The organism is Amycolatopsis sp. WAC 01375, assembly GCF_003947325.1.
Lineage (GTDB): Bacteria > Actinomycetota > Actinomycetes > Mycobacteriales > Pseudonocardiaceae > Amycolatopsis.
In genome coordinates, this window is the sequence record NZ_QHHW01000037.1 from 14,322 (window position 1) to 41,068 (window position 26,747).

Genomic DNA, 26,747 nt, shown 5'->3' on the forward strand with positions numbered 1-26,747 from the left:
GAAGGGGTGCGATGCCGAAGATCGGTGGTCGTCCGGCCAGGATCGCGAGGGACGACATCCTTCGGGCCGGTCGCGAGCTCGGCATGCGCCGGCTCAGCGTCAAGGCGGTCGCGGTCCGGCTGGGGGTGACCGCGACCGCCCTGTACCGGCACGTCGACGGCCGGTGGGGGCTCGAGCGGCTGGTCGGGGAGAGCATCCTGGCCGAGCTACGGCTCCGGGACGATCCCCGGCACGGCCTCGAACAGCATCTGTTGTCCTTCGCCCTGCAGATGCGGGCCTTCATGCTGGAGTATCCCGGCCTGGTCACCTATCTCCAGCTGCTGTTCCCGCGGGGTGACGGCGGTCAGCGGCTGTTGAACACCGAGGTCGACGCCCTCGTCCGCCGGGGTTACGAGCCCGGCGCGGCGATCGTGCTCAGTGGCGCCGTCGCGTCGCTGACCATCGCGATGACCGCGTCCGAGGAGCACAGCATGGCCGCCGAGGAGGCCGACGGCGACGGGCTGGACCGGGAGCGGCAGGCGGTCCTCGACCGGTTGTCCCGTGACGACCGGCTCGCCGGGCCGTCCGCCGCGTTGCCGCAGGTGCCGAGGCCCGAATACGTGCGGTTACTGCTGACCGCGTCGATTCGCGGGTTGATCGAGTCCTGCCCGCCGGGCAGGCCGGTCGCCGAGATGGTGGCCGATCTGGCGGCCACGGGGGAGGAACTTTGATGGCGCGCGGATTCCAAGGCGCGGTGATGCGGGGTTTCGGGGCAAGAGACCACGAAGCGACCGTCGTCGGGACAGAAGAGATGGCGCCGCGTTTCGTGCGGGTCCGGTTCGTCTCGCCGACGTTGTTCGAGGACGTCGTCGTGGAGCCGACGGCCTGGCTCCGGTTCTGGTTCCCGGACCCGGAGGGCGGCCCGACGGAGTTCCAGCGCGCGTACACGCTCACCGAAGCCGACCCGGAAGCCGGCACGTTCGCGATCGACGTCGTCCTGCACGAACCCGCCGGACCCGCGTCGCGGTGGTTGCGTGAGGCGCGGCCCGGATCGACGGTTCCGGTGATGTCACTGGGTTCCACGTCGTTTTCGGTCCCCGCCGAACCGCCCGCGGGTTACCTCCTGATCGGCGACTCCGCCTCGATCCCCGCGATCAACGCGATCCTCGACGTGGTCCCGGCCGGAATCCCGATCGAGCTGTACCTCGAAGAGCACGACGAGACCGACCGGCTGATCCCGCTGGGGGAACACCCGAGGCTGGCCGTGCACTGGGTGCCGCGTGAGGACGCGACTTCGCTGGCCGCGGCGATCGAGACGCGTGACTGGTCGGACTGGCAGGCGTGGCTCGCGCCGGAAGCGGGCTCGCTCAAACAGCTCAAGACCCGGTTGCGGGACACGTTCGGCTTCCCCAAATCCGAGGTGCACGGCCGGGCGTACTGGTACTACGGCAGGGCCATGGGTTCTTTCCGCGGGAAGAAGGAAGAACCGGCCGCCGCAGTCCTGAAACCCGAAGTCCCGAAGCCCGTAGAGGAAGCACCCAAGGGAGCTTGGCGGGCACAGGCCGCCGGACGGCTGCTCGCGCCGGTGCGGCGGACGCTGATCTTCGCCGGGATTCTGCAGGCCGTCGTGACGTTGATCCGCCTCGCGCCCTTCGTGCTGCTGGTGGAGCTGGTCCGGCGGTTGCTCGCGGGCGGCGGATCGCTGTGGGCGATCGGCATCGCGGCGCTGGTGCTGCTGGGCGTGGGCACACTGGTCGAATCCGCGGTCGTGTTGTGGCTGCACGCGGCCGACGCGCGGTTCGCCCGCGACCTGCGGCAGCGGCTGCTGGGCAAACTCGCGAGGCTGCCGCTGGGCTGGTTCACCGCCCGCGGTTCGGGCACGGTCGCGAAACTCGTGCAGGGCGACACGCTTTCGCTCCACTATCTGGTCACGCACGCCGTCCCCGACGCGGTGGCGGCCGTCGTCGCGCCGGTCGCGGTGCTGGCCTACCTGTTCGCCGTGGACTGGCGGCTCGCCCTCGTCCTGCTCGTACCGATCCTCGTCTACCTCGTCACGACGTCGATCATGGTCGTCCAATCAGGACCCAAGACCGGCCAGGCGACGCGCTGGGCGGAGCGGATGGCCGGGGAGGCGGGCGCGTACCTCGAAGGCCAGCCGGTGATCCGCGTGTTCGGCGGTGCCGCGGCTTCGTCGTTCCGCCGTCGGCTCGACGAGTACATCGGTTTCCTCGGCGACTGGCAGCGACCGTTCACCGGCAAGAAGACCATGCTGGACTTCGCCACCCGGCCCGCCACCTTCCTGCTCCTGATCGCGGGTGCCGGCACGCCGATGGTGGTGGGCGGTGGCATGGAGCCGGTGACGTTGATCCCGTTCCTCTTGCTGGGTACCACGTTCGGCGCCCGGCTGCTGGGCATCGGCTACGGTCTCGGCGGCGTCCGTGAAGGGATGCTCGCCGCCCGCCGGATCCAGGTCGTCCTCGACGAACCCGAACTGTCCACTGTGGAGCAAAAGATCATCGACGGCGTCGAGCCCGGCACGGTGGAACTGGACCGGGTGGGTTTCGCTTACCGCAGCGGGGTCCCCGTGCTGGAAGACGTGTCTCTGACCTTGCGCCCCGGTACGGTGACCGCGCTGGTCGGCCCGTCGGGAGCGGGGAAGTCGACGCTCGCCGCGCTGGTCGCGCGGTTCCACGACGTCACCGAGGGCGCGATCCGGGTCGGCGGCCGGGACGTCCGCGCCTTCGCCGCCGACGAACTCTACGGCCGGGTGGGATTCGTACTGCAGGATCCGCGACTCGTGCAGGGGACCGTGCGGGAGAACATCGCGCTCGCCGTCCCCGATGCCACCGAAGGTCAGGTCGTCGCCGCGGCTCGCGACGCGCAGATCCACGAGCGGATCCTGCGGCTGCCCCAGGGATACGACACAGTCCTCGGTGCCGGTTCCCAGCTGTCGGGCGGAGAACGTCAGCGGGTGGCCATCGCCCGCGCGATCCTCGCCGACGCTCCCGTCCTCGTCCTCGACGAGGCGACCGCCTTCGCCGATCCCGAGTCGGAGTACCTCGTGCAACAAGCACTCGACCGGCTCACCGCCGGCCGGACCGTCCTGGTCATCGCGCATCGCCTGCACACCGTCACCGGCGCCGACCGGATCGTGGTCCTCGACCGCGGGAAAATCGCCGAAAGCGGGACGCACGAGGAATTGCTGGCTTCGGGCGGGCGCTACACCCGCCTCTGGCAGGCCGGTGCCGGAGCGGGGGTGACCGCGTGATCCGCACACTCCTTGGCCTGATCCCCGACACGAAACGGACGGCGTTCCGGCGTTACGTCGTACTCGCCGTGCTTTCGGTGCTGCTGCGTGCCGCCGGTGTCGTGCTGCTCGTGCCGCTGGTGGGTGCCCTGTTCGGCGCGGAACCTTCGGACGCGTTGCCGTGGCTGGGCGCGCTCGCGGCCGTCACCGCGGCGGGCTGGGCTGTCGACGCCGTCGTGGGACGGCTCGGCTTCGACCTCGGGTTCGGCGTGCTCGACCACGCCCAGCACGATGTCGCCGAGCATCTGACGAACGTCCGGCTGTCCTGGTTGGACAGTGAGCACACCCAGACCGCCCGCCAGGCCATCGCCGCCACCGGCCCCGATCTCGTCGGCCTGGTCGGCTACCTGCTCACGCCGCTCATCGGCGCGGTCCTCCTGCCGTTCGCGATCGCGCTGGCCCTGCTGCCGATCGCCTGGCCGCTCGGCGTCGCCGCGCTGGCCGGGGTCCCGGTCCTGCTGGACGCGTTGTGGGCGACCGGCCGGATCACCCGGCGCGCCGACCGGACGGCGGCCGAAACGAACACCACGCTGACCGAGCGGATCGTCGAGTTCGCCCGCACCCAGCAGACGTTGCGAGCCGCTCGCCGGGTGGAACCCGCGCGCAGTCACGCCGGCGCCGCGCTCGCCGCGCACCACGGCGCGACCCTCCGGCTGCTGCGCCTTCAGATCCCGGGCCAGGTGCTGTTCGGCATCGCAGGCCAGCTGGCCTTGGTCCTACTCGCCGGAACGACCGTTCTCCTTGCCACGCAAGGGAGCCTGACCGTGCCCGAGGCGATCGCGCTGATCGTCGTGATCGCCCGCTACCTGGAACCGTTCACCGCGCTCGGCGATCTCGCGCCCGGCATCGAGACGGCGACCACCACCCTCGGCCGCATCCGCACCGTGCTCACCGCGCCCATCGCTCCGGCCGGGGAGGCAGCGCCACCGGCGAAGGCGCCGCGGATCCGGTTCGAGGACGTCGGCTTCCGCTACGCACCCGGCACCGAGAACGTGCTGGAGCACTTCGACCTCACCCTGGAACCGGGGACGACGACCGCGATCGTCGGGCCGTCCGGCTCGGGCAAGAGCACCGTGCTCGCCCTGCTCGCCGGCCTGTACCAGCCCACCAGTGGGCGGGTGCTCGCCGACGGGACGGATCTCGCCGGCTTGTCCGCGGCCGGGCGGCGGGAGCTCGTCAGCGTCGTCTTCCAGCAGCCGTACCTGTTCGACGGTTCGGTGCGCGACAACGTGCTCGCCGGGGATCCCTCGGCGAGCGACGAAAGGGTCGCCGAGGTCGTCACGCTCGCCAGGGTCGACGAGCTGCTCGAACACACGGCCGTCGGCGAGGCGGGCGGCGCGCTCTCCGGCGGTGAGCGGCAACGGGTGTCCATCGCCCGCGCGTTGCTCAAACCGGCGCCGGTGCTGCTGGTCGACGAGGCCACGAGCGCGCTGGACACCGAGAACGAGGACGCCGTGATCCGGTCGCTCAGCGCCGATCCCGTGCGGCGGACGCGGGTGATCGTCACCCACCGGATCGCCGGGATCCGGCACGCCGACCGGGTCCTGTTCCTGGAGGAGGGGCGGTTGGCCGAGGACGGCACCGTTGAAGAACTCCTTGCCAGGGAAGGACGTTTCGCAGAGTTCTGGCGGCGGCAGATCGACGCCACCGGCTGGAGGATCGCCGCGCGATGACCCACACGCAGGGTGAGCCCGAATGGGTCACCACCCGTGACGGCAGACGGCTCTACGCGATGGTCCATCCGGGGCCGGAAGATTTCGCCGGGCCGACGGTCGTGTTCGAAGCCGGAGCGGCGGCCACCCGGTCGTCCTGGGCGGCGGTCCAGCCGGAGGTCGGCCGGTATGCCCGCGCGATCGCCTACGACCGCTCCGGGCTCGGCCGCAGCGCCCCCGACCCCGGTGGCCGGACGCTGCGCCGGATGGCCGACGACCTCAACGACGTCCTCGACCATTTCGGCCCTGGACCGTATGTTCTCGCCGGGCACAGCGCCGGCGGGCCGATCGTGCGGCAGGCCGCCGCCCGCCGCCCGGAGCGGATCGCCGGTCTGGTGCTGGTCGACCCGACCGATGAGGCGGCGGACGTGCTCTTCGGCCGCGCCTTCCGCGCCGGTGAACGCGTCATGCTCGGGCTCGGCGGCGTGCTCGCGCGGCTGGGCCTGCTCAAGGTCGTCTTCCGCGGTCTGCTGCGGGACATCCCGGACGACGTCCGCCGCGACCTCGAACGGGAGGCGTTCACCGTCGGGACGATGCGGACCCATCGGGAACAGGCCCGTACCTTCCTCGACGAACTGGCCCTCTGGCGGCACGATCCGCCGGTGCTCGGGGACATCCCGCTCACCGTCGTCTCCGGCGGGCTCGGTGAGGGCGGGATGTCCGCCAGGATGAGAGCGCAGGCGAACGCTTCACACGCCCACCGCGTGAGCCTCTCGCCCGGCGCCAGGCAGGTGATCGCGGAGCGGTCCGGTCACTACATCCCGAAGACCGAACCCGAGGTGATCGTCCGCGAGATCGTCAGGATGACGTCAGCGCCTGCCTGAGTTCTTCGTAGGTCGGGGCGAGCCTCCGGAGTGTCTCGGCGGCACACTCGTCGTCTTCGGTGACGAGGTCGTACTGCAACGAGCCGACCAGCCGAGACTGCGCGGCGAGGACGGCCGCGGCGTCTTCGCGGCCGATCCGGCGCAGGCACGCCGCCGCGTCGGCCTGCCTCCGGGCGCCGACGCGGATCGCGAAGTGGACGAGCAACCCGCGCAGGTCCGGGTCGCGACCGGCCTCGATCCGGGCGGCCAGTGCGAGGGCCGCTTCGCCGTTGCCGAGACTGCCGGGCGGGAGACCGCCGTCGTTCTCGCCACCGAGCCGCCTGACGGCCCGGGGGAGCGACCCGACGATCGCGGCTTCGTCGTCGACGACGGTGTGCCGGACGAAATTCGTGCGCATCGTATGCGGTTTGCCGTAGGCGACGGTTTCGGCGAGCCAAGCGGCGGCGAAATCCGCTCGCGGGATCCGCGCGTACGGATATCCCTGCGGGTCGTGGGCGGTGACGGACTCGCCGTCCGCGGCGAGCGCGACCAGGAAGTGGTCGGCGCCGATCGGGCCGGTCATCCCCGGCTGGTGGCGCAGATGCCCCATCTCGACCGGGCCGATCAGGACAGGACCGTCGGCGAGGCTCTCGACGAGCCGTGCGAAGGCGTCGTCCGGATCCGGTTCGCTGACGGTTTCCACGCTCCAACCGAGGGCGTCGAGAGCCTCGCCGATGCCGAAGTGGGGATCCCAGCCGAAGGCGTCGAAGAACGGCAGTGACCCGCCGACCAGCTGCATGCCGAACGGGCTGCCGGTGACGGTTTCGAGCACGTCGATTCCCGGCGCATCGGAGCCCAGCATCATCGCGAGGGAATGGGCATAGCAATAGGGACCGGAGCCACTATACGGAAGATCGAGCATACGTTCGACGATGGCGGTTTTCGCGCGAAAACGCCAGTCCCTTCGTTTTCGTCCGTTGTGGACGGTGACCCCGCGATTCATCACCCGTCCGGGGGTTTCGGGGCCACTCAACGGGTTCTATCCAGGGGACACCGTCGATCCCGCTTGCCGTCGACGATCTTGCCGAACCAGGATGACCATCACTTGGCTCGCTGTCGCCGTCGTCCTGACCTGGGCCGACGGGAGCGAGGGGTGAGGCGGAGGCGGCATGGCGGAACGTCGTGGGCGGAATCGGTGGCGGCGGGGCATGACGCTGCTCACGGTGATCGTCGTGGCCCTGCTGATGGGCGCCCCGCTGCCCGCAACCGCCCAGGTCCAGCCGCGCGGAGCGGGTACCGAGCGGCCGATCGGGCCGGAGCCGGTGTATTCGGGTCTGGCGCACGGCGGTATCACGATGGCCGCCAACTCCGTCGTGCAATGCGGCGTCGGCGTGGTCTGCAACGAGTCCGCGAGCAACGCGAGCCCGGTGTCGTGGATCAAGACCGACCCGGCCGCGCCGGGGAACACCGCCTCCGCGGCGAGCTTGAACGTCCCGCCCGGCGCGAAGGTGCTCAACGCCAGGCTGTACTGGCAGTTCAACCCGGTCGCCAACAGCGGGACCTCCGGTGACGGGAGCCGGGGCAACCAGGTCTCGGTGAAGACCCCGGGCTCGGCCTCCTACCAGCGGATCACCGCGGAAACCTACGACTGGTTCCCCGCGACCACCACGGGCGGTGTCCCGACGTTGTACGCCTACGGAGGCGCGGCCGACGTCACTAACCTCGTGACCGCCGCCGGCACCGGGCAGTACACGGTCGCCGACATCCAGGCCTGCCAGGGCCAGTCGATCAGTGGGACGAACCTCGGCTGCTGGGGCGGCTGGTCACTGGTGGTCGCCTACGAACTGCCCAGTGAGCCGCTGCGTTACCTGCAGGTGTGGGACGGTTTGCAGCGCGTCGCCGGCGGTAGCACGCCGAGCTCGGCGACCATCGCGCTGAGCGGCATCAAGGCCCCGACCTCGCGTCAGCCCAACGTCGAACTCGGCATCGTCGCGGGCGACGGCGACGCGCCCATCAGCGGCGACTACCTCCAGGTCGGTCCGAACGCCTCCAGCCTCCAGACGATCGCCATGCCCGCGCCCGGCGGCGTGGCGACCAACAACGCCTTCAGCAGCCGCATCGACCGTGTCACGGCCACCGGTTCCGGCGCGAACGTCACGTCGCGCGATCCCAATCCGGTGAACAACGTCGGCTACGACGCCCGCAGCATCGACATCACCGGCAAGGTCCCCGCGGGGACCACCGCGCTCCAGGTGAAGATCGGCACCATCGGCGACGCGCTGTACCCGCAGACGATCTGGCTCGTCACCGACGCGCTCGAACCCGACTTGCAGATCACGAAGGCCAACGACCCGGTCGGCAACACCGACGACAACCCGCCGGGCTACGTCGCCAAGGGCGGCGAGGTCACCTACAGCTTCGACGTCGCCAACCGGCACGCCGACGGTAGTGTCAACGACCTCGACACCGCGACGAACGTGGTGCTCACCGACACCTTGCCCGCCGGCGTCACGTTCGTGGCCGGGTCCAATCCGGACTGTTCGGCCGCCGGTCAGCTGGTCACCTGCAACCTGCGGAACTTGAGGCCGGGGCAGTCGCAGAACGTCGCCTTCAAGGTCAAGGTCGGCGCCTCGGTGCCGGACGGCACCAAACTCGACAACACCGGCAAACTGACCTTCCGCGGCGAGGACACCGGACGTCCGCAGGAACGCACCTCGAACACGGTGCGGAACACGGTCGCCTCGCCCGGGTACCAGCTGACGAAGACGGTCGACCTCGCCGAGGCGATCCCGGGCGACACCCTGACCTACCAGGTGACGGTGCGGAACACCGGGGTGATCCCCGTGCCCGCGCTGACGGTGCGCGACACGCTGCCGCCGGGCACGACGTACGTGTCCTCCACTCCTTCGAAGGGCACGACGTCCGGCTCCGGGCCGATCGATTGGGCCGTGAACGGTCTCGCCGTCGGGGAGATGGCCACGTTGACGGTGCGCGTGAAGGTCGAAGAGGCCGCCATCGGCAAGGAACTCGTGAACCGCGCGACGGTGCCGACCGGACCGCCGCCGGTCGTCCCGCCGGACAACCGCTGCCCGGACGATCCCGCCGCCGCGTGCGCGAAGACCAAGGTGCCGCCGCCGTCGTACACGGTGACGAAGACCGTGGACAAGGAATCCGCGAACCCGGGTGACGTCGTGCGTTACAAGGTCACCGTCGCCAACACCGGAAAGGTGACCGCGGCGGACCTCAGGGTCGTCGACGATCTGACCGGCGTGCTGGACGACGCTGTCTACCAGAACGACGCCACCGCTTCGCCCGGTTCGGTGTCCTATGTGGACCCGAAGCTGACCTGGACGGGAACGCTCGCGGCGGGGAAGAGCGCGGAGTTCACCTACACGGTCAAGGTCAAGAGCCCGAACACGGGCGACAACCGGCTGAAGAACGTGGTGACGTCGGAGACGCCGGGTGGTAACTGTCCGCCGGGTTCGACGGATCCGAAGTGCGGAACCACCACGCCGGTGTCGGGTCTGCTGATCGAGAAGTCGGTCGACAAGCAGTCGGCGAACCCTGGCGACGTGGTGAAGTACACGGTGACGGTGCGGAACACCGGTCAGACCAAGCTGACCGGTGCCACGTTCGCCGATGACCTGACTCAGGTGCTGGACGACGCGGACTACCAGAACGATGGTGCGGCAACGATCGGTGGTGTGGCATACGCGGCGCCGAAGCTGACCTGGACCGGTGATCTCGACGTGGGCGCGACGTCCACGGTGACCTACACGGTCAAGGTGAAGAACCCGAACACCGGCGACGACCAGCTCAGGAACGTCGTGTCGTCGGAGACGCCGGGCGGGAACTGTCCGCCGGGTTCCACGGATCCGAAGTGCGGGACCACCACTCCGGTTTCAGGGTTGCTGATCGAGAAGACCGTCGACAAGCAGTCGGCGAACCCTGGTGATGTCGTGAAGTACACGGTGACGGTACGGAACACCGGTCAGACCAAGGTTTCCGGCGCGACGTTCACCGACGATCTCACTCAGGTTCTCGATGACGCGGACTACCAGAACGATGGTGCGGCGACCATCGGCGGTGTGTCTTACGCGGCGCCGAAGCTGACGTGGACCGGTGATCTGGAGATCGGTGCCACGGCTACGGTCACGTACACGGTGAAGGTCAAGAACCCGAACCCCGGTGACAAGAAGCTGTCCAATGTGGTCACTTCGGAGACGCCGGGTGGGAACTGCCCGCCGGGTTCCACGGATCCGAAGTGCGGGACGACGACGCCGGTGTCGGGTCTGCTGATCGAGAAGTCGGTCGACAAGCAGTCGGCGAACCCCGGTGACGTCGTGAAGTACACGGTCACGGTCAAGAACACCGGCCAGACCAAGCTGACCGGGGCGACATTCACCGATGACCTGACTCAGGTGCTGGACGATGCGGACTATCAGAACGATGGTGCGGCGACGATCGGTGGTGTGGCTTATGCCGCGCCGAAGCTGACGTGGACGGGTGATCTGGAGATCGGTGCCACGGCTACGGTCACGTACACGGTGAAGGTCAAGAACCCCACCACGGGCGATAATCTGCTCAAGAACGTGGTTTCGTCGGAGACGCCGGGTGGCAATTGCCCGCCGGGTTCGACGGATCCGAAGTGTGGGACGACGACGCCGGTGTCGGGTCTGCTGATCGAGAAGTCGGTCGACAAGCAGTCGGCGAACCCCGGTGACGTGGTGAAGTACACGGTCACGGTCAAGAACACCGGCCAGACCAAGCTGACGGGCGCGACCTTCACCGACGATCTCACGCAGGTTCTCGATGACGCGGACTATCAGAATGATGGTGCGGCGACCATCGGTGGAGTCACCTACGCGGCACCGAAGCTGACGTGGACCGGTGATCTGGAGATCGGCGCCACCGCGACGGTCACGTACACGGTCAAGGTGAAGAACCCCGCCCCCGGCGACAAGAAGCTCATCAACACGGTCACCTCCGAGACGCCGGGTGGCAACTGCCCGCCGGGTTCGACGGACCCGAAGTGCGGCACCACGACGCCGGTGTCGGGGTTGAAGATCGAGAAGTCGGTCGACAAGCAGACCGCGAACCCGGGTGACGTCGTGAAGTACACGGTGACCGTCACCAACACGGGGCAGACCAAGCTGAGTGGCGCCACCTTCACCGATGACCTGACTCAGGTGCTGGACGACGCGGACTACCAGAACGACGGCGCCGCGACGATCGGTGGTGTGGCTTACGCCGCGCCGAAGCTGACCTGGACCGGTGACCTCGGCGTCGGTGACACGGCCACGGTCACCTACACCGTCAAGGTCAAGAGCCCGAACACCGGCGACAACCGGCTCAAGAACGTGGTGTCGTCGGAGACGCCGGGTGGCAACTGCCCGCCGGGATCCACGGATCCGGACTGTGGCACCGACACCCCGGTTTCGGGCCTGGAAATCAAGAAGACGGTCGACAAGCAGACCGCGAACCCCGGCGACGTCGTGAAGTACACGGTCACGGTCAAGAACACCGGCCAGACCAAGCTGACCGGCGCGACCTTCACCGATGACCTGACCCAGGTGCTCGACGACGCCGTCTACCGGAACGACGGCGCGGCGACCATCGGCGGTGTCACCTACGCGGCACCGAAACTGACGTGGACCGGCGACCTCGGCATCGGGGAGACCGCCACGGTCACCTACACGGTCCAGGTGAAGAAGCCGGGCGACGGCGACAAGAAGCTCGTCAACGCCGTCACCTCGGACACGCCGGGCGGCAACTGCCCGCCGGGTTCGACCGATCCGGACTGCGGCACGACGACCCCGATTTCCGGACTGCTCATCAAGAAGACCGCCGACAAGAAGTCGGTCGACCCCGGCGACACGGTGAAGTACACGATCACCGTCACCAACACCGGGCAGACCGCGCAGGACGGTGCCACGTTCACCGACGACATGACCGAGGTGCTCGACGACGCCGACTACCAGAACGACGGCGCGGCGACCATCGGCGGTGTCACGTACGCGGCACCGAAACTGACGTGGACCGGTTCGCTGGGCATCGGACAGACCTCGACCGTCACCTACACGGTCAAGATCAAGAACCCGAACCCCGGTGACAAGAAACTGTCCAATGTGGTCACTTCGGAGACGCCGGGCAACAACTGCCCGCCGGATTCGACCGACCCGAACTGCGTCGCGGACGTGCCGTCCCGCGAACTGACGGTCAAGAAGACGTCGGACAAGCAGACCGCGAACCCGGGCGACGTCGTCACCTACACCGTGACCGTCAGCAACACCGGCAAGGTCGACCTGGTCGGCGAAGATGCCGCACGGGTCACGGACGACCTGTCCGAGGTGCTGGACGACGCCGACTACGCCGACGATGCCGCGTCGGCGCCGGTCGCCGGGACGTTCGCCTTCACCGCGCCGAACCTGGTGTGGACCGGCGATCTCCCGGTGGGGGCGTCGACCACGCTGAAGTATTCGGTGAAGGTGAAGAACCCGGTGACGGGTGATCACGAACTGCGGAACACCGTCAGCACCAACACCCCGGGCACCTGCCCGCCGCAGTCCGACGATCCCGCGTGCTCGACCGTCACCCCGGTGCCCGGTATCTCGCTGGAGAAGAAGGCGGACAAGGCCACGGCCAACCCGGGCGACGTGGTCAAGTACACGGTGACCGTGCGCAACACCGGCAAGACGAAGCTGACCGGCGCCACGTTCACCGACGACCTCTCCGAGGTCCTCGACGACGCGGTGTTCCAGAAGGACGGTGCGGCGACGATCGGTTCGGTGACCTACGAAGAACCGAAGCTGACCTGGACCGGCGACCTGGAGATCGGGCAGACGGCGACGGTCACCTACAGCGTCAAGGTCACCAAGACCGACGGCGACGGCAAGCTGACCAACGTGATCACGTCCGAAACCCCCGGCGGGAACTGCCCGCCGGGCAGCAAGGACCCGAAGTGCGGCACGACGACACCACTGTCCAGCCTGAAGATCAAGAAGACGGTCGACAAGACGGAGGCGAAACCGGGCGAGGTCGTCACGTTCACCGTCACGGTGGAGAACACCGGACAGGCCACAGTGGACGACGCGACCTTCACCGACGATCTGACCCAGGTGCTGGACGACGCCACCTTCGACGGCACCGCCAAGGCCAGTACGGGAGCGGTCGCCTATTCCGCGCCCAAGCTGACCTGGAAGGGCGCGCTCAAGCCGGGGGAGAAGGCCACCGTCACCTATGCCGTCACCGTGCGGAAGCCGGCGACCGGTGACCACCGCCTCCGCAACGTCGTCACGTCCGACACTCCCGGCGGCAACTGCCCGCCGGGTTCGGCGAACCCCGACTGCGGCACCGACACCCGGGTCCCGCCGACACCGCAGCCGCCGGACAAGCCGAACCCGCAGCCGCCGAACCCGCAGCCACCGACCACGCCGCGTCCGCCCGGTCTGGCCGTGACCGGCTCGCCGGTGAAGACGATGACGGTGCTGGCGCTGGGCATGCTGGCCATCGGCGCGCTGCTGCTGCTCGCCGGGCGGAGGCGCCGGGAGTCCTGATCGAGCCGCGGTGCCGGTGGTCGTGAGTGGCGATTCGGGTTCTAACCCGAATCGCCACTCACGACCAGCCTGACCGCGATCAGTGCTTCGACCTCGACGACGAGGTCCGGGCGCGCCAGTGCCGCCACCACGATCAGCGACTGGGCCGGCCAGTCCGCTTCCGGGTACCAGCGGGTGAAGGTCTCGCGCAGCGCCGTGCGGAATCCGCCGAGGTGTTCGGTGCCGGAAAGCATGCTGAACACCTTGACCAGATGTTCCGGTCCGGCGCCCGCGGCTTCGAGCAGTCGTTCGAGGTTGGCGAGAATCGCGCGGGTCTGCGACTCCGCGTCGGGTCCGGCGAGTTCGCCGTCGGGCAGAACGCCGATCTGGCCGGATACGACGACGAGTTCGTGATCGGCGGGAACGCGAACCAGATGGCTGTACGGGCCGATCGGCGCCGCCACGGTCTCCGGATTCCAGCGCTGGATCATCGGTCCCCATTTCCTGGTGCTCGGCGGAATTCGCCTCCCGAGTATCGGGGACCGATGATTCCGGTCCGCGGCGGGAGTCTCACCTTCGGACGACGATGATCGGAAGGACTCCCGATGACGAATTCAGGATCGAAGACGCGCGCCGCGACCGCGGTCTGGCCGCTGATCCACGCCGAGCGGGCGGCACTGGCGAACGACCTCGCGGAACTCGGCGAGGAGCGGTGGGCGACGCCGTCGCTCTGCGCCGGGCTGACGGTGCGCGAGGTGCTCGCGCATCTCACCTCGGGGGCGAGTCTCACGCCGTTGCGGTGGCTGGCCGGCGTGATCCGCTGCCGGTGGGACTTCGACAAGCAGGTCGCCATGCGGCTGGCCGAACACCTGGGGGAGGACGGCGCCGAGACGCTGGAGCGGTTCCGCCGGGTCGTCGACAGCACGACGAAACCGCCTCTGCCGAAGTTGGCGATGCTCGGTGAGGCGATCGTGCACGCCGAGGACATCCGCCGCCCCCTCGGCATCCGCCGCGACTATCCGATCACCGTTCTCACCGCGCTGGCCGGGTACTACCAGGGCGCGGACCTGGTGGTGATGGCGAAGGGGCGCATCGGCGGGCTGCGGTTGCGAGCCACCGATGGCCCCTTCGCCGTCGGGTCCGGGCCGCTCGTCTCGGGTCCGACCCTGGCGCTGATCATGGCCATGACCGGACGGGCGGCCTACCTCGCCGAACTCCACGGCGACGGGGTCCCGATCCTGCGGCGGCGTATCCCGCCCCAGGACTGAGGCTCAGTCCTGTTCGAGGGGCAGGCCGGCGTCGGCCCAGTCCTCGATGCCTTCCCGGTATTTGCGGACGTCGGTGTAGCCGAGGGCGGTGAGCCGGTCGGCGACCTGTCCGCTGTTGGGGCAGGCGGGGTTCGAGCAGTAGGTGACGATGGCGGCGCCGCGATCGGGCAGCACGGTCGCGGCGCGAGTGTCGACGTCGGCGAGGACCAGGGGGATCGCGCCGGGCAGGTGTTGCTTGGCGTAGTACTCGCCACCCAGTGCGTCGACCACCGTCACGGCCTTCGCGTCGATCGCGGCTTTCAGTTCGTCACGGGTGATGAGTGCGGTCATATCGCTACCTCCAGTTAATCGGACTATAGTCCGTATGTGCCTCACGACCATAACGGACCGCAGTCCGCTTTTGCAACACCGTTGGAACTCCTGCGCACGCCGCCGTCCAAGGAACGCGCCGACGCCGCCCGCAACCGGGCCGCCATCCTGGACGCGGCCGCGTCGCTGTTCGCCGAGCACGGCGTCGACGCCGTGTCGATGGACCAGGTGGCCGCGGCCGCGGGCGTGGGGAAGGGGACGCTCTTTCGCCGCTTCGGCGACAAGGCGGGGCTGGCCGTCGCGTTGCTGGACGCGCGGGAACGCCTGCTCCAGGAAGGAATCCTGCACGGCCCGCCGCCGCTGGGCCCCGGAGCTCCGCCGGTCGAACGGCTCGTGGCCTTCGCCGAGGCGTATGTCGACTATGTGCTCGAACACCTGCCGCTGGTACGGATGTCGGAGACCGCGGCGCCGGGCGCGCGCTACCGCATCGGTGCCTACCGGTTCTGGCACCGGCACGTCGCGCTCCTGCTCGACGGGACGCCCGATCCCGAGCACGCCGCGCACGCCTTGCTGGCCACGCTGGCGGCCGAGCATCTGACCGCGCTGCTGCCGGAACTGGGGGAGGACCGCGTCCGCGCCGGGATCACGCGCCTGTGGCGGCGGGCCGGAGCCCAGTAGGGTGTCGGCGAGGACCCGGGAGTGTGTCGATGATGGTGGAGAGCCGGAGGTACCGGACGGCAAGGCAGGCCGTGCCGGCGCTGCTCGCCGCCGTGCTGACCGCGCTCGGCCTGTTCCTCGCGCTCCATGCGGCCGACTCCGCTTCGGCGGACGAGTCGCGCGGGCCGAACGCGACGGTCGACTCCTCGGTCTCCAAGGCCGTTGCGCCGGTGCGTGCCTCGGGCAGGCTCGCCGCCGAACCTTCGCTCCTGGGTGTGCACGGTCACGGTGATCTGCCGCTCTTCGGGACCGTCCCGCACGGGCCCGCGTCGACGACGCTGCTCCGCCTCGGCGGACTCCAAGACGACGTCATTCCTCCCTCGCGCACGGCGAACCGCCTCGCGCCGGGGGATCGCGCTCCTCCTTTCCCGGTAGCCGTCTGAGCTCACGGGCGCGTCTTCCGCGTGCCCGAACCGGGAAATCATCGAGGAGAAACCTTCGTGCCGCGCGAAACCGCGCGGCGTGGCATGACCGGGCGAGCCGTCGTCTCGCTGGTCGTCCTCGCCGCGACCGTGTACCTGTTGCTGACCACCGCCCCGCGTCTGGGCCTCGATCTGCGTGGTGGGACGCAGATCGTGCTGGAGACCAAGGATTCGCCCACCGTCACCGCCAACGCCGAGACCACCGACCGGACGCTCGAGGTGCTGCGCCGCCGGGTCGACGCGCTGGGCGTCGCCGAGCCCATGCTGGCCCGCTCCGGGGACAACCGGATCATCGTCGAACTGCCCGGCGTCCGGGATCCGCGCGAAGCCGTCGAGGTGATCGGCCGCACCGCGCAACTGTCCTTCCACCCCGTGCTCGGCACCGGCACTGCCTCCGGTGACTCCCGGGTCCTGCCCGACGAGAGCGGCCGGCCGCTCACGCTGGGGCCCGCCGCGCTGACCGGCGAAGGTGTCGACGAGGCACTCTCGTCGATCGATTCGCAGGGCGGCGGCTGGCTCGTTTCCGTTGACTTCAAAGGGGATGCCGGCCGCGCCTGGGAACGGCTGACCGGGCAGGCCGCTTGTTCGCCGCCCGGTGACCCGGCCCGCCGGGTGGCGATCGCGCTCGACGACAAGGTGATCTCGTCGCCGCAGGTCAGCCCGCAGGTCGCCTGCGGGGTCGGGATCGTCGGCGGGAGCACGCAGATCACCGGCCAGTTCTCCCCGGCCGAAGCGAAGGACCTGGCACTGCTGATCAACGCCGGCGCGCTGCCGACGCCGGTCGAGATCATCGAGCAGCGCACCGTCGGACCCACGCTCGGCGCCGAGGCCATCGACGCCAGCGCGCGTGCCGCCGTGATCGGCCTGGCGCTGACCGCGCTGTTCCTCCTCGCGGTGTATCGCCTGGCCGGGCTGATCGCCGTTGGCACGCTGGTGGCGTACGCCGCCGTGTCCTACGCCGCGCTGCTCGCCGTCGGCGCGACGCTCACCTTGCCGGGACTCGCCGGCTTCGTCCTGGCGATCGGCATGGCCGTCGACGCCACCGTGCTCGTGTTCGAAAGGGCGAGAGAGGAACATACGGTCAAACGGGGCGGTTCACTGCCGCGGTCGGTCAGCCGCGGGTTCAGCGGGGCGTTGTCGGCGATCGTCGATTCGAACGTGACGACGCTGCTCGCCGCGGGCCTGCTGTTCTGGCTGGCGTCCGGCCCGGTGCGCGGGTTCGGGGTGACGTTGTCCATCGGCGTCGTCGTCGCGTTGTTCATCTCGCTCGTGCTCACGCGTTTGCTGCTGCACCTGACGATGCGGGGCGTGGTCGCGCGGAAACCGCGGTTGTCCGGGCTCACCCACGAAGGCCGCGTCCGGCGGTGGGTGAACCGCCGTGATCCGGGGTTCCTCGGGAAACCGAAACGCTGGCTGATGGTGGCCGGTGCGGTCGTCATCGCCGCGATCGCGGGACTGTTCGTGGCGGGGCCGAATCTCGGCGTGGAATTCACCGGCGGCCGGGTCGTCGAATACAGCACCTCGGCGCCCGCCGACGTCGAGCGGGTTCGCGACGCGGTCTCCGACGCCGGATTCCCCCGCGCCGTCGTGCAGACGTCCGGGGAGAAGGACATCTCCGTCCGCACCGAACCGATCGACGAGGACGCCACCGAACGGATCAGGACCGCCGTCGCGTCGGTCGCGGGTGACGCCATCGAGATCCGCGACGAGCAGATCGGCCCGAGCCTCGGCGCCGAACTGCGCACCAAGGCGGTGATCGCGCTCTGCCTCGCGGTGCTGGCGCAGCTGATCTACCTGGCGGTGCGGTTCGACTGGCGGCTCGGCGTCGCCACGGTGGCGGCGCTCGCCCAGGACGTCCTGATCATCCTCGGGATCTTCGCCTGGCTGGGCAAATCCATGGACGGCGTCTTCCTCGCCGCGCTGCTGACGGTGATCGGTTATTCGGTCAACGACTCGGTGGTGGTCTTCGACCGGGTCCGGGAAGTGCGCGGGCAACACCGCAAGGAACCGTTCGCCCGCGTCGTCGGCACGGCGGTGCTCCAGACGTTGCCGCGGACGATCAACACCGGGATCGGAGTGCTGTTCGTCCTCGGGGCGCTGCTGTTCCTCGGGGACGGATCCCTGGCCGACTTCGCCCTCGCGCTCCTGCTCGGTCTCGTCGCGGGCACAGTGTCCACAGTGGCCACCGCCGGTCCCGTCGCGATCCTGCTCGACAAGCGGTGGCCCGGGGCAGGACGTCCGGTCAGGAAGGCGTCGCGGACACGGTCGCGCGAAGACAACGGCGCGGTGGTGTGATCGACGTTCCTTTGTGGACCGCCGCGCCGCGCCCGGCCTCTATGCTCGTTCCCGGTGGCAGGGGAGTTCCACCGGGAACGAGGGGCGGGTAGATGATCCAGAGCGTGCTCGTCGGCGCGGTCGTCGTGCTGGCCTGGACGATGACCGCGGCCCGGCTGGAGCGGTGGCAGATCACCGCGCCGATGGCGATGGTCGCGGCGGGGCTGGCGATCGGGTTCAGCACCCGCAACGACCTCGGCAACGGACTCAACACCGAGATCGCCCTCAACGCGGCGGAACTGATCCTCGCGCTGCTGTTGTTCGTGGACGCCACCGCGGTCAAGGGCGGCTATCTCGGTCATGACGCCAAGACCGCGGTGCGGCTGCTGCTGATCGCGCTGCCGCTGACGATCCTGATCGTCATGGGCGTCGGCCTGCTGGTGCTGCCGGGCGTCGGCTGGACGGTGGTGCTGCTGATCGCCTGCATCATCGCGCCCACGGATTTCGCGCCCGCGACCTCGGTGGTGCACGACGTCCGGGTGCCCGAACGCGTGCGACATCTGCTGAACGTCGAAAGCGGCTACAACGACGGCGTCGTCGCCCCGGTGTTCATCTTCGCGCTCACCCTCGCGGGGAGCCACCACCAGGCGAACACGCCGGGCGAGGCACTGCAGACAGCGATCCCCGCGGCGCTGCTGGCCGTGCTGGCGGGCTCCGTCATCGGCGCGGTGGCCGCGGTGGCGATGAACGTGACCGGCAGGCACGGCTGGTCGACGCGGCATTCCGCGCGGGTCGCCGCCGTCGCGTTGCCGCTGCTGACCTACACCGCCGCCGTCGCGATCGGCGGCAACGGCTTCGTCGCCGCGTTCATCTGCGGGATCGCCTACAAGACCGCCCGGCACCCGAGCGAAGACGAACTCGGGCTGGCCGAGGACGTCAGTTCGCTGTGCGGGCTGCTGATGTGGTTCGTCTTCGGCAGTACCGCGGTGCTGGTGCTGTCCTTCGGCCTCACCTGGGGCGTGGTGATCGTCAGCGTCGTCGCGCTGACCGTCGCCCGGCTGGTCCCGGTGCTGATCACCTTGCTGCGGACGGATTTCCGCTGGCGGGACCGGATGACCATCGGCCTGCTGGCCCCGCGCGGCGCGGCCTCGATCGTGTTCGGGCTGCTGGCCTTCAACTCGCTCGACGGGGACGCGGCGGACATCGCGTTGAGCGTCATGGCGGTGACGGTGCTGGCGAGCGTCGCGGCGCACGGTGTGGGGGCGTCGGCGTTCCTGAACCGCAAGTCGAAGAGGTCTTGACGGCGAGGTGCGCCCAATGTGGCATTGGGGACGCTGGGTGTCCCCAATGCCACATTGGGCGCACCGAACGAGCCGCCGGCACGGCCACCTATTGAGGGGTAAGGCAAACGTGCGGTGTCTCGGGGCGAGACGGCGGGCTGGGTGACGTGACGCCGCACCCCCGAGTTACGTCCCCAATCACGCGAGTCACGCCTTGTACTTCATGACCGGCCGCCGAGCGTACGCAGGAGCGACACCGGCCCCGCGCCACGACACGTTCGACTTCACCCTCGATGACTTGCAGGTGATCCTCCGGCCGCGGAAGCCGATGGAACGGCGAGGAATGCCGGCCGATCGTGCTCAGTCACCCGCTGACTCGACGACGTCCACCGCCGGCGGCCAGGGCGCGCCGTCCTCCCACAGCCGTTCCGCCTCGTCGGCGAAATGCCGGTACCATGGCGCGTCCTTCGGTTCCACTGTGAACACCGGCGAGGCTTCACCGGACGGCCGGTATTCGTAGTGCTGGACGCAGATCAGTCCCCGTTTGCTGGAGACGTCGAGACAGTTGAATCCCGCGGAGGAGATCCGCGACGAAACCCGGATCTCCAGCCTGCCGCTCGTCCTGCTCTTCAAGGACGTCAGTTCGTCCAGGGTCGCGAGGATCCGCTGCCGCAGCCGCCCCTGCCCGAGGCTCTGGGAGATCCGGCGGTCGGCGATGGCGACGAGTTCTTCGTCGGACGGATCGAGCACCAGGACCCGGATCCGTCCGCCCGCTTCGAGGATCGACCGGATGTCGCTGCGCATGCCCTGCACGGTCCTGGTCATCGAATGGCCGATGAGCAGGATGTCGAAGGCCGTCGCACGCCGGGAGATGAGATCCGCGGGGAACTCCGGTTCGAAGAACGCCGCCGGGCCGCCGCGGTTGGCGTCGCGGACCTGTTCGGTCAGCCGCCGCGAGCGGATCTGGGAGAAGGCGAGCAGGGCGAGCAACGCCGTCACCACGGACGAAAGCGTTTTGACGTCCGAGATCCCGGTCGCGCCGAGAACGGTGAACACCAGTGCGACGGTGCCCAGTACGTACAGATCCAGATTGTCGTCGGTGATCACGCGCGCCAGCGATCGCCGGAACCGTCCATGCTCGTCCGCCACTGAACCCCCTTGTCGTCGTTCCGTGGTGACGATATCGGCCGGTCGCCCGCCATGTCCGGGATTGCTGACATCGATGGCATCCCGCGAACCACCCGATACGAAGCCATTTGGCCCACTTGTTTGTCTGGTCCAGTCCAGTTATGTCTACTAACGTAGAGGGATGGAGCTGGAACTGCGCCACCTGCGCATCATGTGCGCGATCGCCGAACTCGGGAGTATCACCAAGGCGGCGAACACGCTCGGAATGGCGCAGCCTGCACTGACAGCACAACTGAAGCGCATCGAACGGACCCTCGGCGGGAAGCTCTTCCTGCGCGATCACACGGGCACCAGGCCGACCGCGCTCGGTCTCCTTGTCCTCGAGCGGGCCAAGATGGTGCTCCCGGCCGTGTCGTCCCTGCACGACGAGGCGGCGCGCCTCGCCCAGCACGCCGGGACCGGTGAGCCGGTGACCCTGCGGCTCGGCTCGGCGACGGGGCCGATGCTGGGGGCACTCCTGCAGCGCCTCGGCACCACTCATCCCGACATCCACGTCGCCACGCATACGTCGTGGTCGTCCAACAAACTCGCGGACATGACGGCCGAGGGCGCGCTGGACTTCGCCTTCGTCGGCGTCTGCGGTGACGCCGCGCCGCCACCCGAGCCCGGTCTCCGCTGGCGGACGCTCGCGCATCATCCGGTGTTCGTGCTGATGTCGGCGCGGGACGAGCGCGCGCAGCAGAGCGAGGTGGAACTCGGCGAACTCGCGGACGAACGGTGGTGTGCGACGCCGGGCGACGGATGCTTCGGCGACTGTTTCGCTTCCGCGTGCGCGCGATCGGGGTTCACGCCGCGTTCCCTGTACGAAACCGATGTGCTGACCTGTATCGAGATGGTCGAATCGGGACACGCGGTGGTGTTGTGTCAGCCGCTGTTCCACGAGATCCCGGGGATCGTCGCGGTCCCGATCGCGGGGAACCCGCTGAGCTGGCGGAATCTCGTCGGCTGGTCGGATCGAGGGGAGATGGGCCCCTTCGCCGCGGAGATGATCGCCCTGTCCCGCGCGGTGTACGGCGAGCTGATCGACCGGCGGCCGACCTACTCGAAGTACCTGGAGTTGAACCCGGGTTATGGCGTCGACTACACGGACGCAGGGGTGCGCTGACCTGCGCGGAAGTCGTTGAAAGGTCCAGTCCACTGACGTGGATATGACCTAAATGGTATGTACCTTTTGCGGCAGGTGCCTCGTACGGTCTGGGACGAGATCTTCTTCCGGAACGTCGGTGAGGAAACGCCTGAAATGAACCGAAAGATCGTAGCGGCCGCCGCGGCGGCCCTTACCGGTGCGGGCCTGGTCACGGCCGTCGCGCTGACACCGAGCGCCAGCGCCGGCCAGACCGCCCCCGCGGCCGACCAGGTCCAGTCGGAGATCGTCGCCGCCCTGTCGCGCGACCTGAAGATCAGCCCGGACCAGGCGAGGACCCGTCTCGCCGTCGAGCAGAAGACGGCCCGCGCCGACAGTGACCTCAAGACCCGGCTCGGCTCGTCCTACGCCGGATCGTGGCTGGACGCGACCGGGACCACGCTGACCGTCGCGGTCACCGACGCGGCGCTGGAGGGCACCGTGCGTGCCGCAGGCGCGACCCCGAAGACCGTCGCGCGGAGTGCCGCTCAGCTCGACGCGGCGAAACTGTCGTTGGACGCCAAGGGAACCAGCGCGCCGAAGACCGTGCCCGGCTGGTACGTCGACGCCGTCAGCAACTCGATCGTCGTCCTGGCCACCACGGGCACCGAAGCCGCCGCGAAGTCGTGGGCGACCGCGTCCGGCGTGCGTGCCGACGCGGTGCGGGTCGAGACCAGCACCGAAAGCCCCGTTCCGCTGATCGACGTCATCGGCGGCAACGCCTACACCTTCGGTTCGGGTCGCTGCTCGATCGGTTTCTCGGTCGAGGGCGGTTTCGTGACCGCCGGGCACTGCGGCACCACCGGCACGCGGACCTCGAACCCGAGCGGGAGCGTCGCGGGCTCCAGCTTCCCCGGCAACGACTACGGATGGGTCCGCGTGGACGCGGGCAACACCCCGCGTCCGCTGGTGAACCGCTACCCGGGCACCGTGCCGGTGGCGGGCTCGCAGGAGGCCGCGATCGGCGCGTCGGTCTGCCGTTCCGGTTCCACGACGGGCTGGCACTGCGGCACCATCCAGCAGAAGAACGCCTCGGTGAACTACCCGCAGGGCACCGTTTCCGGCCTCACCCGGACCAACGCCTGCGCCGAACCCGGCGACTCCGGCGGTTCGTGGCTCGCGGGCGACCAGGCGCAAGGTGTCACCTCCGGCGGTTCCGGCAACTGCAGCTCGGGGGGCACGTTCTACTTCCAGCCGATCTCGGAGATCCTGAGCGTCTACAACCTGCGCCTGGTCACCTCGGGATCGAACCCGCCGTCCAGCACGACGCCGACCACCACGACGTCGAACAACCCGCCCGGCGGAACCTGGGCGGCGGGCACCACCTACGCCGTCGGCGCGACGGTGACTTACGGCGGTGCGTCGTACCGGGCCCTCCAAGGCCACACCGCACAGGCAGGTTGGGAGCCGCCGAACGTCCCAGCGCTTTGGGCGCGCGCCTGACCGCCTAGCCGTCCGGGCCACACGCAGGGGTGCGCCCGGACCCGACCGCCCCCGACGTCGTCCGTGCGTCGGGGGCGGTCCCTCTTTTGCCGGGTCAGTGCAGGACTTTCAGGCCGACCACGCAGGCCACGATTCCCACGATCAGCAGAATTCGGGCCACCGAAACGGTTTCCGCGCCGGACCACATGCCGTACGCGACGGTGAGCGAAGCCCCGATCCCGACCCAGACCGCGTAGGCGGTGCCGACGGGGAGATCCTTCATCGCGTAAGCGAGCCCCACCATGCTCGCCACCAGCGTGACGCCGAAGATCACCGACGGTACCGGCCGGGACAACCCTTCGGATTTGCCGAGTGCGGTGGCCCACACGGCTTCCAGTACACCCGAAACGATCAGGACAAGCCACGACATGACGCGCTCCCAGAGCGCCGTCTTGTCGCTGGCCGGGTACGGCACCCACTCGTCCGGGGACCTCGATCACGAGGTTCCACGACCAGGATGGCACACCCTCCTCATGGGCGCCCGCGGGTTTGACGAGGGTCACCACTGTGGACGGTCAGGTCAGCACCTTGGGTGCCGACCACGCGAGCAAACCCAGTTCCAGCACCGAGAATCCGATCAGCGCCCACGCACTCGGCAGCCAGATCAGCGAGATGCCGACGAGGAGGATGGGCAGGACCAGTCCGGCGTAGGCGGCCAGGAACAGGGCCGCGAGGACTTCGCCGCGCACCGGCGGTTCGGCGAGGGCGGCGACCGTGGCCACCGCGGCGCGGAAGCCCAGACCGACGCCGGCGCCCGCCACGACCCCGCCCGCGAGGAAGAGCCACAACTGCGACGTGGTCACCGCGATCGGCAGTGCCACGAGTCCGGTCACCATCAGCCCGAGGCCGAGCCGCAGCTGGGCGCGCCTGGCCAAGCCGGCGAACACGACCTGTGCCCCGGCCGCCGCGACGAACACGGAGAACGACGCGAGACCGGCCAGCATCCGCGAGTTCTCGTGCATGCCCTGCGCCAGCAACGTCGGGGTCAACGCCATGAACAGCCCCGTGATCGCGAAGGCCGCGAAGGCGCCGATGGCCGCGCCGAAGAAGGCTGGCCGCGCTCCCGAAGGCAACGAGACGCGCTGTGGCCGGTACGCGGGCCGTTCCTCGGCACGTTCCACCGTCTCCGGTACGAGCGCGACGGCGATGGCCGAGGCGAGCAGCAGTACCAGGAAGAACACGAACGGCGTGGTGAGCGGTTCGGCCGAATGGCTCGCGAACACGCCGCCGACCAAGGGGCCGAGCGACAGCCCGCCCATGTTGACCACGGTCGCGATCAGCCCGGCGCGCCCGTGGTCCTCGCGCGGACGGGCGACCGCGCGCAGTTCGGACAGGTGCGCGGTGGCGGTCGCGGTCAGCGCGCCGATCCCGGCGCCGCCGACGAGCCTGGCCAGGATCAGCCCGGGAACGTCCGGCCACGCCAGGAAAAGCGTCGCGGAAAGGGCTTGCGTCAGGGTCGCGGCGAGGATGACTCGCCGCCGTCCCAGCCAGTCGCTGACGTGGCCGGCGAGGTAGAGGCTGCCCATCACGCCGACCGCGTACGCCGCGAACACGATGGTCACGACGTAGGTCGGGAAGCCGTCACGCTGCTGGTAGAGCACGTAGAGCGGAGTGGGGACGGTGGAGAAGGCCAGCGACGCGGCGTAGGCGGCCGCGATGACCCAGAAACCGCGACCGTGACTGATCCGCCGGAGCGCGGGACGGGGGAGGGTGACGGTGTTCGACATGTCTCCACTGTGAATCGGCGGATCAACCAAGTCCAACGAACAATGCTGGTCACAGTTATCGAGAACTGCGATAATCGGCTACTGTGGAGACCCGTCAGCTCGAATGTTTCGTCGCCGTCGCCGAGGAACTCAGCTTCACCCGCGCCGCTCGGCGGCTGTACGCGGTGCAGTCGACCGTGTCGGCGACGATCCAAGCGCTCGAAGGTGATCTCGGCGTCAAGCTGTTCGACCGCTCGACGCGGCGGGTCGCGCTTTCCCCGGCGGGCAAGGTGTTCCTGCCCGAGGCCAAGGCCGCGCTGGAGGCTGTCGACAGGGCACGTGAGGTGGTCGCCGACGCCTCCGCCGGCCTGCGCGGCAGCCTCCGCATCGGCACGCTGACCAGCGTCGGAGACCTCGATCTGCCCGATCTGCTCGGCGCGTTCCACCGGCGCTACCCGCTGGTCGACCTGCACGTTTCGGTGTCGATCACCGGGTCGACCGGACTGGCCGAGGATCTGCGCCAGGGCAGGCTCGACGTCGCGCTGCTCGGCCTGCCCGAATCCGATCTCGCCGGGCTCGACACCAAACTGCTCGGCTCGGCGCCGTTCGTCGCCGTGCTTCCGGACGGTCACCGGCTGGCCGACCGTCGGTCGCTGACCTTGGCGGATCTCGCGGGCGAGTCCTTCGTGGACAATCCGCGGGGCTTTGGCAACCGGGTCGCGCTGGACCGCGCGTTCGAGGCGCTCGGGGCGCCGCGGCGAGTCATCGTCGAGGTCGCCGATCTGCGCGCCGTGCCCGCCTACGTGGCGGCGGGGCTCGGCGTCGCCGTCGTCCCGGATCTCAAGCTGCTCTCCGGTGTCCGGACGATCCCGCTCGACGAACCCGGTCTCGCCTGGCCGCTGACCATCGCCACGAGAGGAGAGCGGCCGCCCGGCCGGGCGGCCCGGCTGCTGTTCGAACTGATCGACGAAGGGGAGTTCTCCCTCGTGATCCCCACCAGGACCTGAGTTCAGCCGGTCAGCAGGGTGCGGGTCGTTTTGGCCACCAGGTCGACGGTGCGTGGTGGCGGCGCCTCGCCTCGGTCGAGATGTCTCCGCACCGCGGCGTACGGGAGGTCCACGAGCGCCAGCATCAGTTCGTCCGTGCTCCGGCCGGTCAGCGGGCGCAGCCGTCGCACGACCTTGGTGATCGCCGTTTCGAGGCGGTGGTTGGCATCTCCGACGCGGGTGCGGTCCTCGGCGCTCCAGTCGTCGACGCCGAGCGCGCTCTGACCCCCGTAGAGCAGCTTCCCCTCGGCGGGATGGGCACGGCACCAGCGGACGACCTGTGCCGCGGCTTCGACGGCCGCTTCGGTGACCGGTTCCTGTTCGAGGGCTTCGAGATAGCCCTGCTGGAAGCGGGTCACCGTGCGAAGCCAGACGGCGGCGAGCAGCGCCGGACGTCCGGGAAAACGATGGTAGATCGACCCACTCGGCGCGCCGACCTCGCGGGCGACGGCCGACATGGTCACCCCGGCGATCCCTTCGGCGGCGAAGATCCGCACGGCGGCGTCGAGGAAGTCGTCGGCGGTGTGCCGCGGTGGCCGTCCCATTTTCAGAGACTATCCTCTACTATGGTTTTAGGGGAAGGTCTCTAGAACTGG

The 26,747-nt window shown here is 69.3% G+C and carries 20 protein-coding genes and 1 riboswitch; of the genes, 13 read left to right on the forward strand and 7 right to left on the reverse strand.

The window, feature by feature from the left end; translation table 11 throughout:
• Nucleotides 1-11: 11 nt before the first annotated feature.
• Genes DL991_RS26085 through DL991_RS26100 form a run of 4 tightly spaced genes read left to right on the forward strand, consistent with a single transcriptional unit; the run spans nucleotide 12 to nucleotide 5,822 of the window.
• Entirely contained in the window at nucleotides 12-710 is a 699-nt protein-coding gene (locus DL991_RS26085; protein WP_125786990.1) for a TetR/AcrR family transcriptional regulator, read from the forward strand.
• Nucleotides 710-3,247 carry an ABC transporter ATP-binding protein/permease gene (locus DL991_RS26090; RefSeq protein WP_125786991.1) on the forward strand — a complete coding sequence of 846 codons (2,538 nt, stop codon included), beginning with the start codon at nucleotides 710-712 and terminating at the stop codon, nucleotides 3,245-3,247. The genes DL991_RS26085 and DL991_RS26090 overlap by 1 nt, the downstream gene beginning before the upstream one ends.
• Entirely contained in the window at nucleotides 3,244-4,959 is a 1,716-nt protein-coding gene (locus DL991_RS26095; RefSeq protein ID WP_125786992.1) for an ABC transporter ATP-binding protein, read from the forward strand. Before DL991_RS26090 ends, DL991_RS26095 begins: the two co-directional genes overlap by 4 nt.
• Nucleotides 4,956-5,822 carry an alpha/beta fold hydrolase gene (locus tag DL991_RS26100; protein WP_125786993.1) on the forward strand — a complete coding sequence of 289 codons (867 nt, stop codon included), beginning with the start codon at nucleotides 4,956-4,958 and terminating at the stop codon, nucleotides 5,820-5,822. Before DL991_RS26095 ends, DL991_RS26100 begins: the two co-directional genes overlap by 4 nt.
• Here the strand turns inward: DL991_RS26100 and DL991_RS26105 are convergent.
• The gene (locus DL991_RS26105; RefSeq protein WP_125786994.1) at nucleotides 5,797-6,723 is read right to left on the reverse strand and encodes a hypothetical protein; all 927 of its coding nucleotides are present in this window, start codon (nucleotides 6,721-6,723) and stop codon (nucleotides 5,797-5,799) included. The genes DL991_RS26100 and DL991_RS26105 overlap by 26 nt on opposite strands.
• A 247-nt stretch (nucleotides 6,724-6,970) precedes the next feature.
• Between DL991_RS26105 and DL991_RS26110 the strand changes: the two genes are divergently transcribed.
• Nucleotides 6,971-13,357, forward strand: a complete 6,387-nt coding sequence (locus DL991_RS26110; protein ID WP_125786995.1) for an Ig-like domain-containing protein — start codon at nucleotides 6,971-6,973, stop codon at nucleotides 13,355-13,357.
• 41 nt (nucleotides 13,358-13,398) lie between these two features.
• Here the strand turns inward: DL991_RS26110 and DL991_RS26115 are convergent, their stop codons facing one another.
• Entirely contained in the window at nucleotides 13,399-13,827 is a 429-nt protein-coding gene (locus tag DL991_RS26115) for a RidA family protein (protein WP_125786996.1), read from the reverse strand.
• Between the two features lie 114 nt (nucleotides 13,828-13,941).
• Between DL991_RS26115 and DL991_RS26120 the strand changes: the two genes are divergently transcribed.
• Nucleotides 13,942-14,604 (forward strand): maleylpyruvate isomerase family mycothiol-dependent enzyme, encoded by a 663-nt coding sequence (locus DL991_RS26120; RefSeq protein ID WP_125786997.1) that lies wholly within the window; start codon nucleotides 13,942-13,944, stop codon nucleotides 14,602-14,604.
• A 3-nt stretch (nucleotides 14,605-14,607) separates the two neighbouring features.
• On the opposite strand, the gene DL991_RS26125 is transcribed toward DL991_RS26120, so the two are convergent.
• Nucleotides 14,608-14,934, reverse strand: a complete 327-nt coding sequence (locus DL991_RS26125) for a rhodanese-like domain-containing protein (protein ID WP_125786998.1) — start codon at nucleotides 14,932-14,934, stop codon at nucleotides 14,608-14,610.
• An 81-nt stretch (nucleotides 14,935-15,015) separates the two neighbouring features.
• Between DL991_RS26125 and DL991_RS26130 the strand changes: the two genes are divergently transcribed.
• The 4 genes from DL991_RS26130 (at nucleotide 15,016) to DL991_RS26145 (ending at nucleotide 19,627) form a co-directional block, all read left to right on the forward strand.
• Complete coding sequence (locus DL991_RS26130) at nucleotides 15,016-15,591, forward strand: TetR/AcrR family transcriptional regulator (RefSeq protein WP_125787188.1); 576 nt, start codon at nucleotides 15,016-15,018, stop codon at nucleotides 15,589-15,591.
• Nucleotides 15,592-15,620: 29 nt separating this feature from the next.
• On the forward strand, nucleotides 15,621-16,013 hold the full coding sequence (locus tag DL991_RS26135; protein WP_233598987.1) for a hypothetical protein: 393 nt from the start codon (nucleotides 15,621-15,623) through the stop codon (nucleotides 16,011-16,013).
• Nucleotides 16,014-16,070: 57 nt separating this feature from the next.
• Nucleotides 16,071-18,347 (forward strand): protein translocase subunit SecD, encoded by a 2,277-nt coding sequence (secD, locus tag DL991_RS26140; RefSeq protein ID WP_125786999.1) that lies wholly within the window; start codon nucleotides 16,071-16,073, stop codon nucleotides 18,345-18,347.
• Between the two features lie 92 nt (nucleotides 18,348-18,439).
• Nucleotides 18,440-19,627: a sodium:proton antiporter gene (locus DL991_RS26145; RefSeq protein ID WP_125787000.1), complete on the forward strand. Its 1,188-nt coding sequence runs from the start codon at nucleotides 18,440-18,442 to the stop codon at nucleotides 19,625-19,627.
• 339 nt (nucleotides 19,628-19,966) lie between these two features.
• On the opposite strand, the gene DL991_RS26150 is transcribed toward DL991_RS26145, so the two are convergent.
• Nucleotides 19,967-20,755: a hypothetical protein gene (locus tag DL991_RS26150; RefSeq protein ID WP_125787001.1), complete on the reverse strand. Its 789-nt coding sequence runs from the start codon at nucleotides 20,753-20,755 to the stop codon at nucleotides 19,967-19,969.
• A 160-nt stretch (nucleotides 20,756-20,915) separates the two neighbouring features.
• On the opposite strand from DL991_RS26150, the gene DL991_RS26155 reads away from it, so the two are divergent.
• Nucleotides 20,916-21,899, forward strand: a complete 984-nt coding sequence (locus DL991_RS26155; RefSeq protein ID WP_125787002.1) for a LysR family transcriptional regulator — start codon at nucleotides 20,916-20,918, stop codon at nucleotides 21,897-21,899.
• 135 nt (nucleotides 21,900-22,034) lie between these two features.
• Nucleotides 22,035-23,360, forward strand: coding sequence for an alpha-lytic protease prodomain-containing protein (locus DL991_RS26160; RefSeq protein WP_125787003.1), 1,326 nt, complete (start codon nucleotides 22,035-22,037; stop codon nucleotides 23,358-23,360).
• Nucleotides 23,361-23,454: 94 nt separating this feature from the next.
• Here the strand turns inward: DL991_RS26160 and DL991_RS26165 are convergent, their stop codons facing one another.
• Together DL991_RS26165 and DL991_RS26170 are read right to left on the reverse strand one after the other, a co-directional pair.
• Nucleotides 23,455-23,769 carry a multidrug efflux SMR transporter gene (locus tag DL991_RS26165; RefSeq protein ID WP_063277207.1) on the reverse strand — a complete coding sequence of 105 codons (315 nt, stop codon included), beginning with the start codon at nucleotides 23,767-23,769 and terminating at the stop codon, nucleotides 23,455-23,457.
• 11 nt (nucleotides 23,770-23,780) lie between these two features.
• Nucleotides 23,781-23,849: riboswitch (guanidine-III (ykkC-III) riboswitch) on the reverse strand.
• Between the two features lie 65 nt (nucleotides 23,850-23,914).
• Nucleotides 23,915-25,126, reverse strand: a complete 1,212-nt coding sequence (locus tag DL991_RS26170) for an MFS transporter (RefSeq protein WP_125787004.1) — start codon at nucleotides 25,124-25,126, stop codon at nucleotides 23,915-23,917.
• 83 nt (nucleotides 25,127-25,209) lie between these two features.
• On the opposite strand from DL991_RS26170, the gene DL991_RS26175 reads away from it, so the two are divergent.
• The gene (locus tag DL991_RS26175; RefSeq protein WP_125787005.1) at nucleotides 25,210-26,112 is read left to right on the forward strand and encodes a LysR family transcriptional regulator; all 903 of its coding nucleotides are present in this window, start codon (nucleotides 25,210-25,212) and stop codon (nucleotides 26,110-26,112) included.
• 2 nt (nucleotides 26,113-26,114) lie between these two features.
• Here DL991_RS26175 and DL991_RS26180 read toward each other — a convergent pair whose 3' ends face one another.
• Nucleotides 26,115-26,696: a TetR/AcrR family transcriptional regulator gene (locus DL991_RS26180; RefSeq protein ID WP_125787006.1), complete on the reverse strand. Its 582-nt coding sequence runs from the start codon at nucleotides 26,694-26,696 to the stop codon at nucleotides 26,115-26,117.
• Nucleotides 26,697-26,747: the final 51 nt, after the last annotated feature.

Coding starts and splice junctions, on each gene's coding strand:
- DL991_RS26100 (WP_125786993.1), top strand. CDS start 4,956: ATGACCCACACGCAGGGTGAGCCCGAATGGGTCACCACCCGTGACGGC.
- DL991_RS26170 (WP_125787004.1), bottom strand. CDS start 25,126: ATGTCGAACACCGTCACCCTCCCCCGTCCCGCGCTCCGGCGGATCAGT.
- DL991_RS26105 (WP_125786994.1), bottom strand. CDS start 6,723: ATGCTCGATCTTCCGTATAGTGGCTCCGGTCCCTATTGCTATGCCCAT.
- DL991_RS26120 (WP_125786997.1), top strand. CDS start 13,942: ATGACGAATTCAGGATCGAAGACGCGCGCCGCGACCGCGGTCTGGCCG.
- DL991_RS26085 (WP_125786990.1), top strand. CDS start 12: ATGCCGAAGATCGGTGGTCGTCCGGCCAGGATCGCGAGGGACGACATC.
- DL991_RS26165 (WP_063277207.1), bottom strand. CDS start 23,769: ATGTCGTGGCTTGTCCTGATCGTTTCGGGTGTACTGGAAGCCGTGTGG.
- DL991_RS26110 (WP_125786995.1), top strand. CDS start 6,971: ATGGCGGAACGTCGTGGGCGGAATCGGTGGCGGCGGGGCATGACGCTG.
- DL991_RS26115 (WP_125786996.1), bottom strand. CDS start 13,827: ATGATCCAGCGCTGGAATCCGGAGACCGTGGCGGCGCCGATCGGCCCG.
- DL991_RS26135 (WP_233598987.1), top strand. CDS start 15,621: ATGATGGTGGAGAGCCGGAGGTACCGGACGGCAAGGCAGGCCGTGCCG.
- DL991_RS26125 (WP_125786998.1), bottom strand. CDS start 14,934: ATGACCGCACTCATCACCCGTGACGAACTGAAAGCCGCGATCGACGCG.
- DL991_RS26160 (WP_125787003.1), top strand. CDS start 22,035: ATGAACCGAAAGATCGTAGCGGCCGCCGCGGCGGCCCTTACCGGTGCG.
- DL991_RS26180 (WP_125787006.1), bottom strand. CDS start 26,696: ATGGGACGGCCACCGCGGCACACCGCCGACGACTTCCTCGACGCCGCC.
- DL991_RS26155 (WP_125787002.1), top strand. CDS start 20,916: ATGGAGCTGGAACTGCGCCACCTGCGCATCATGTGCGCGATCGCCGAA.
- DL991_RS26090 (WP_125786991.1), top strand. CDS start 710: ATGGCGCGCGGATTCCAAGGCGCGGTGATGCGGGGTTTCGGGGCAAGA.
- DL991_RS26145 (WP_125787000.1), top strand. CDS start 18,440: ATGATCCAGAGCGTGCTCGTCGGCGCGGTCGTCGTGCTGGCCTGGACG.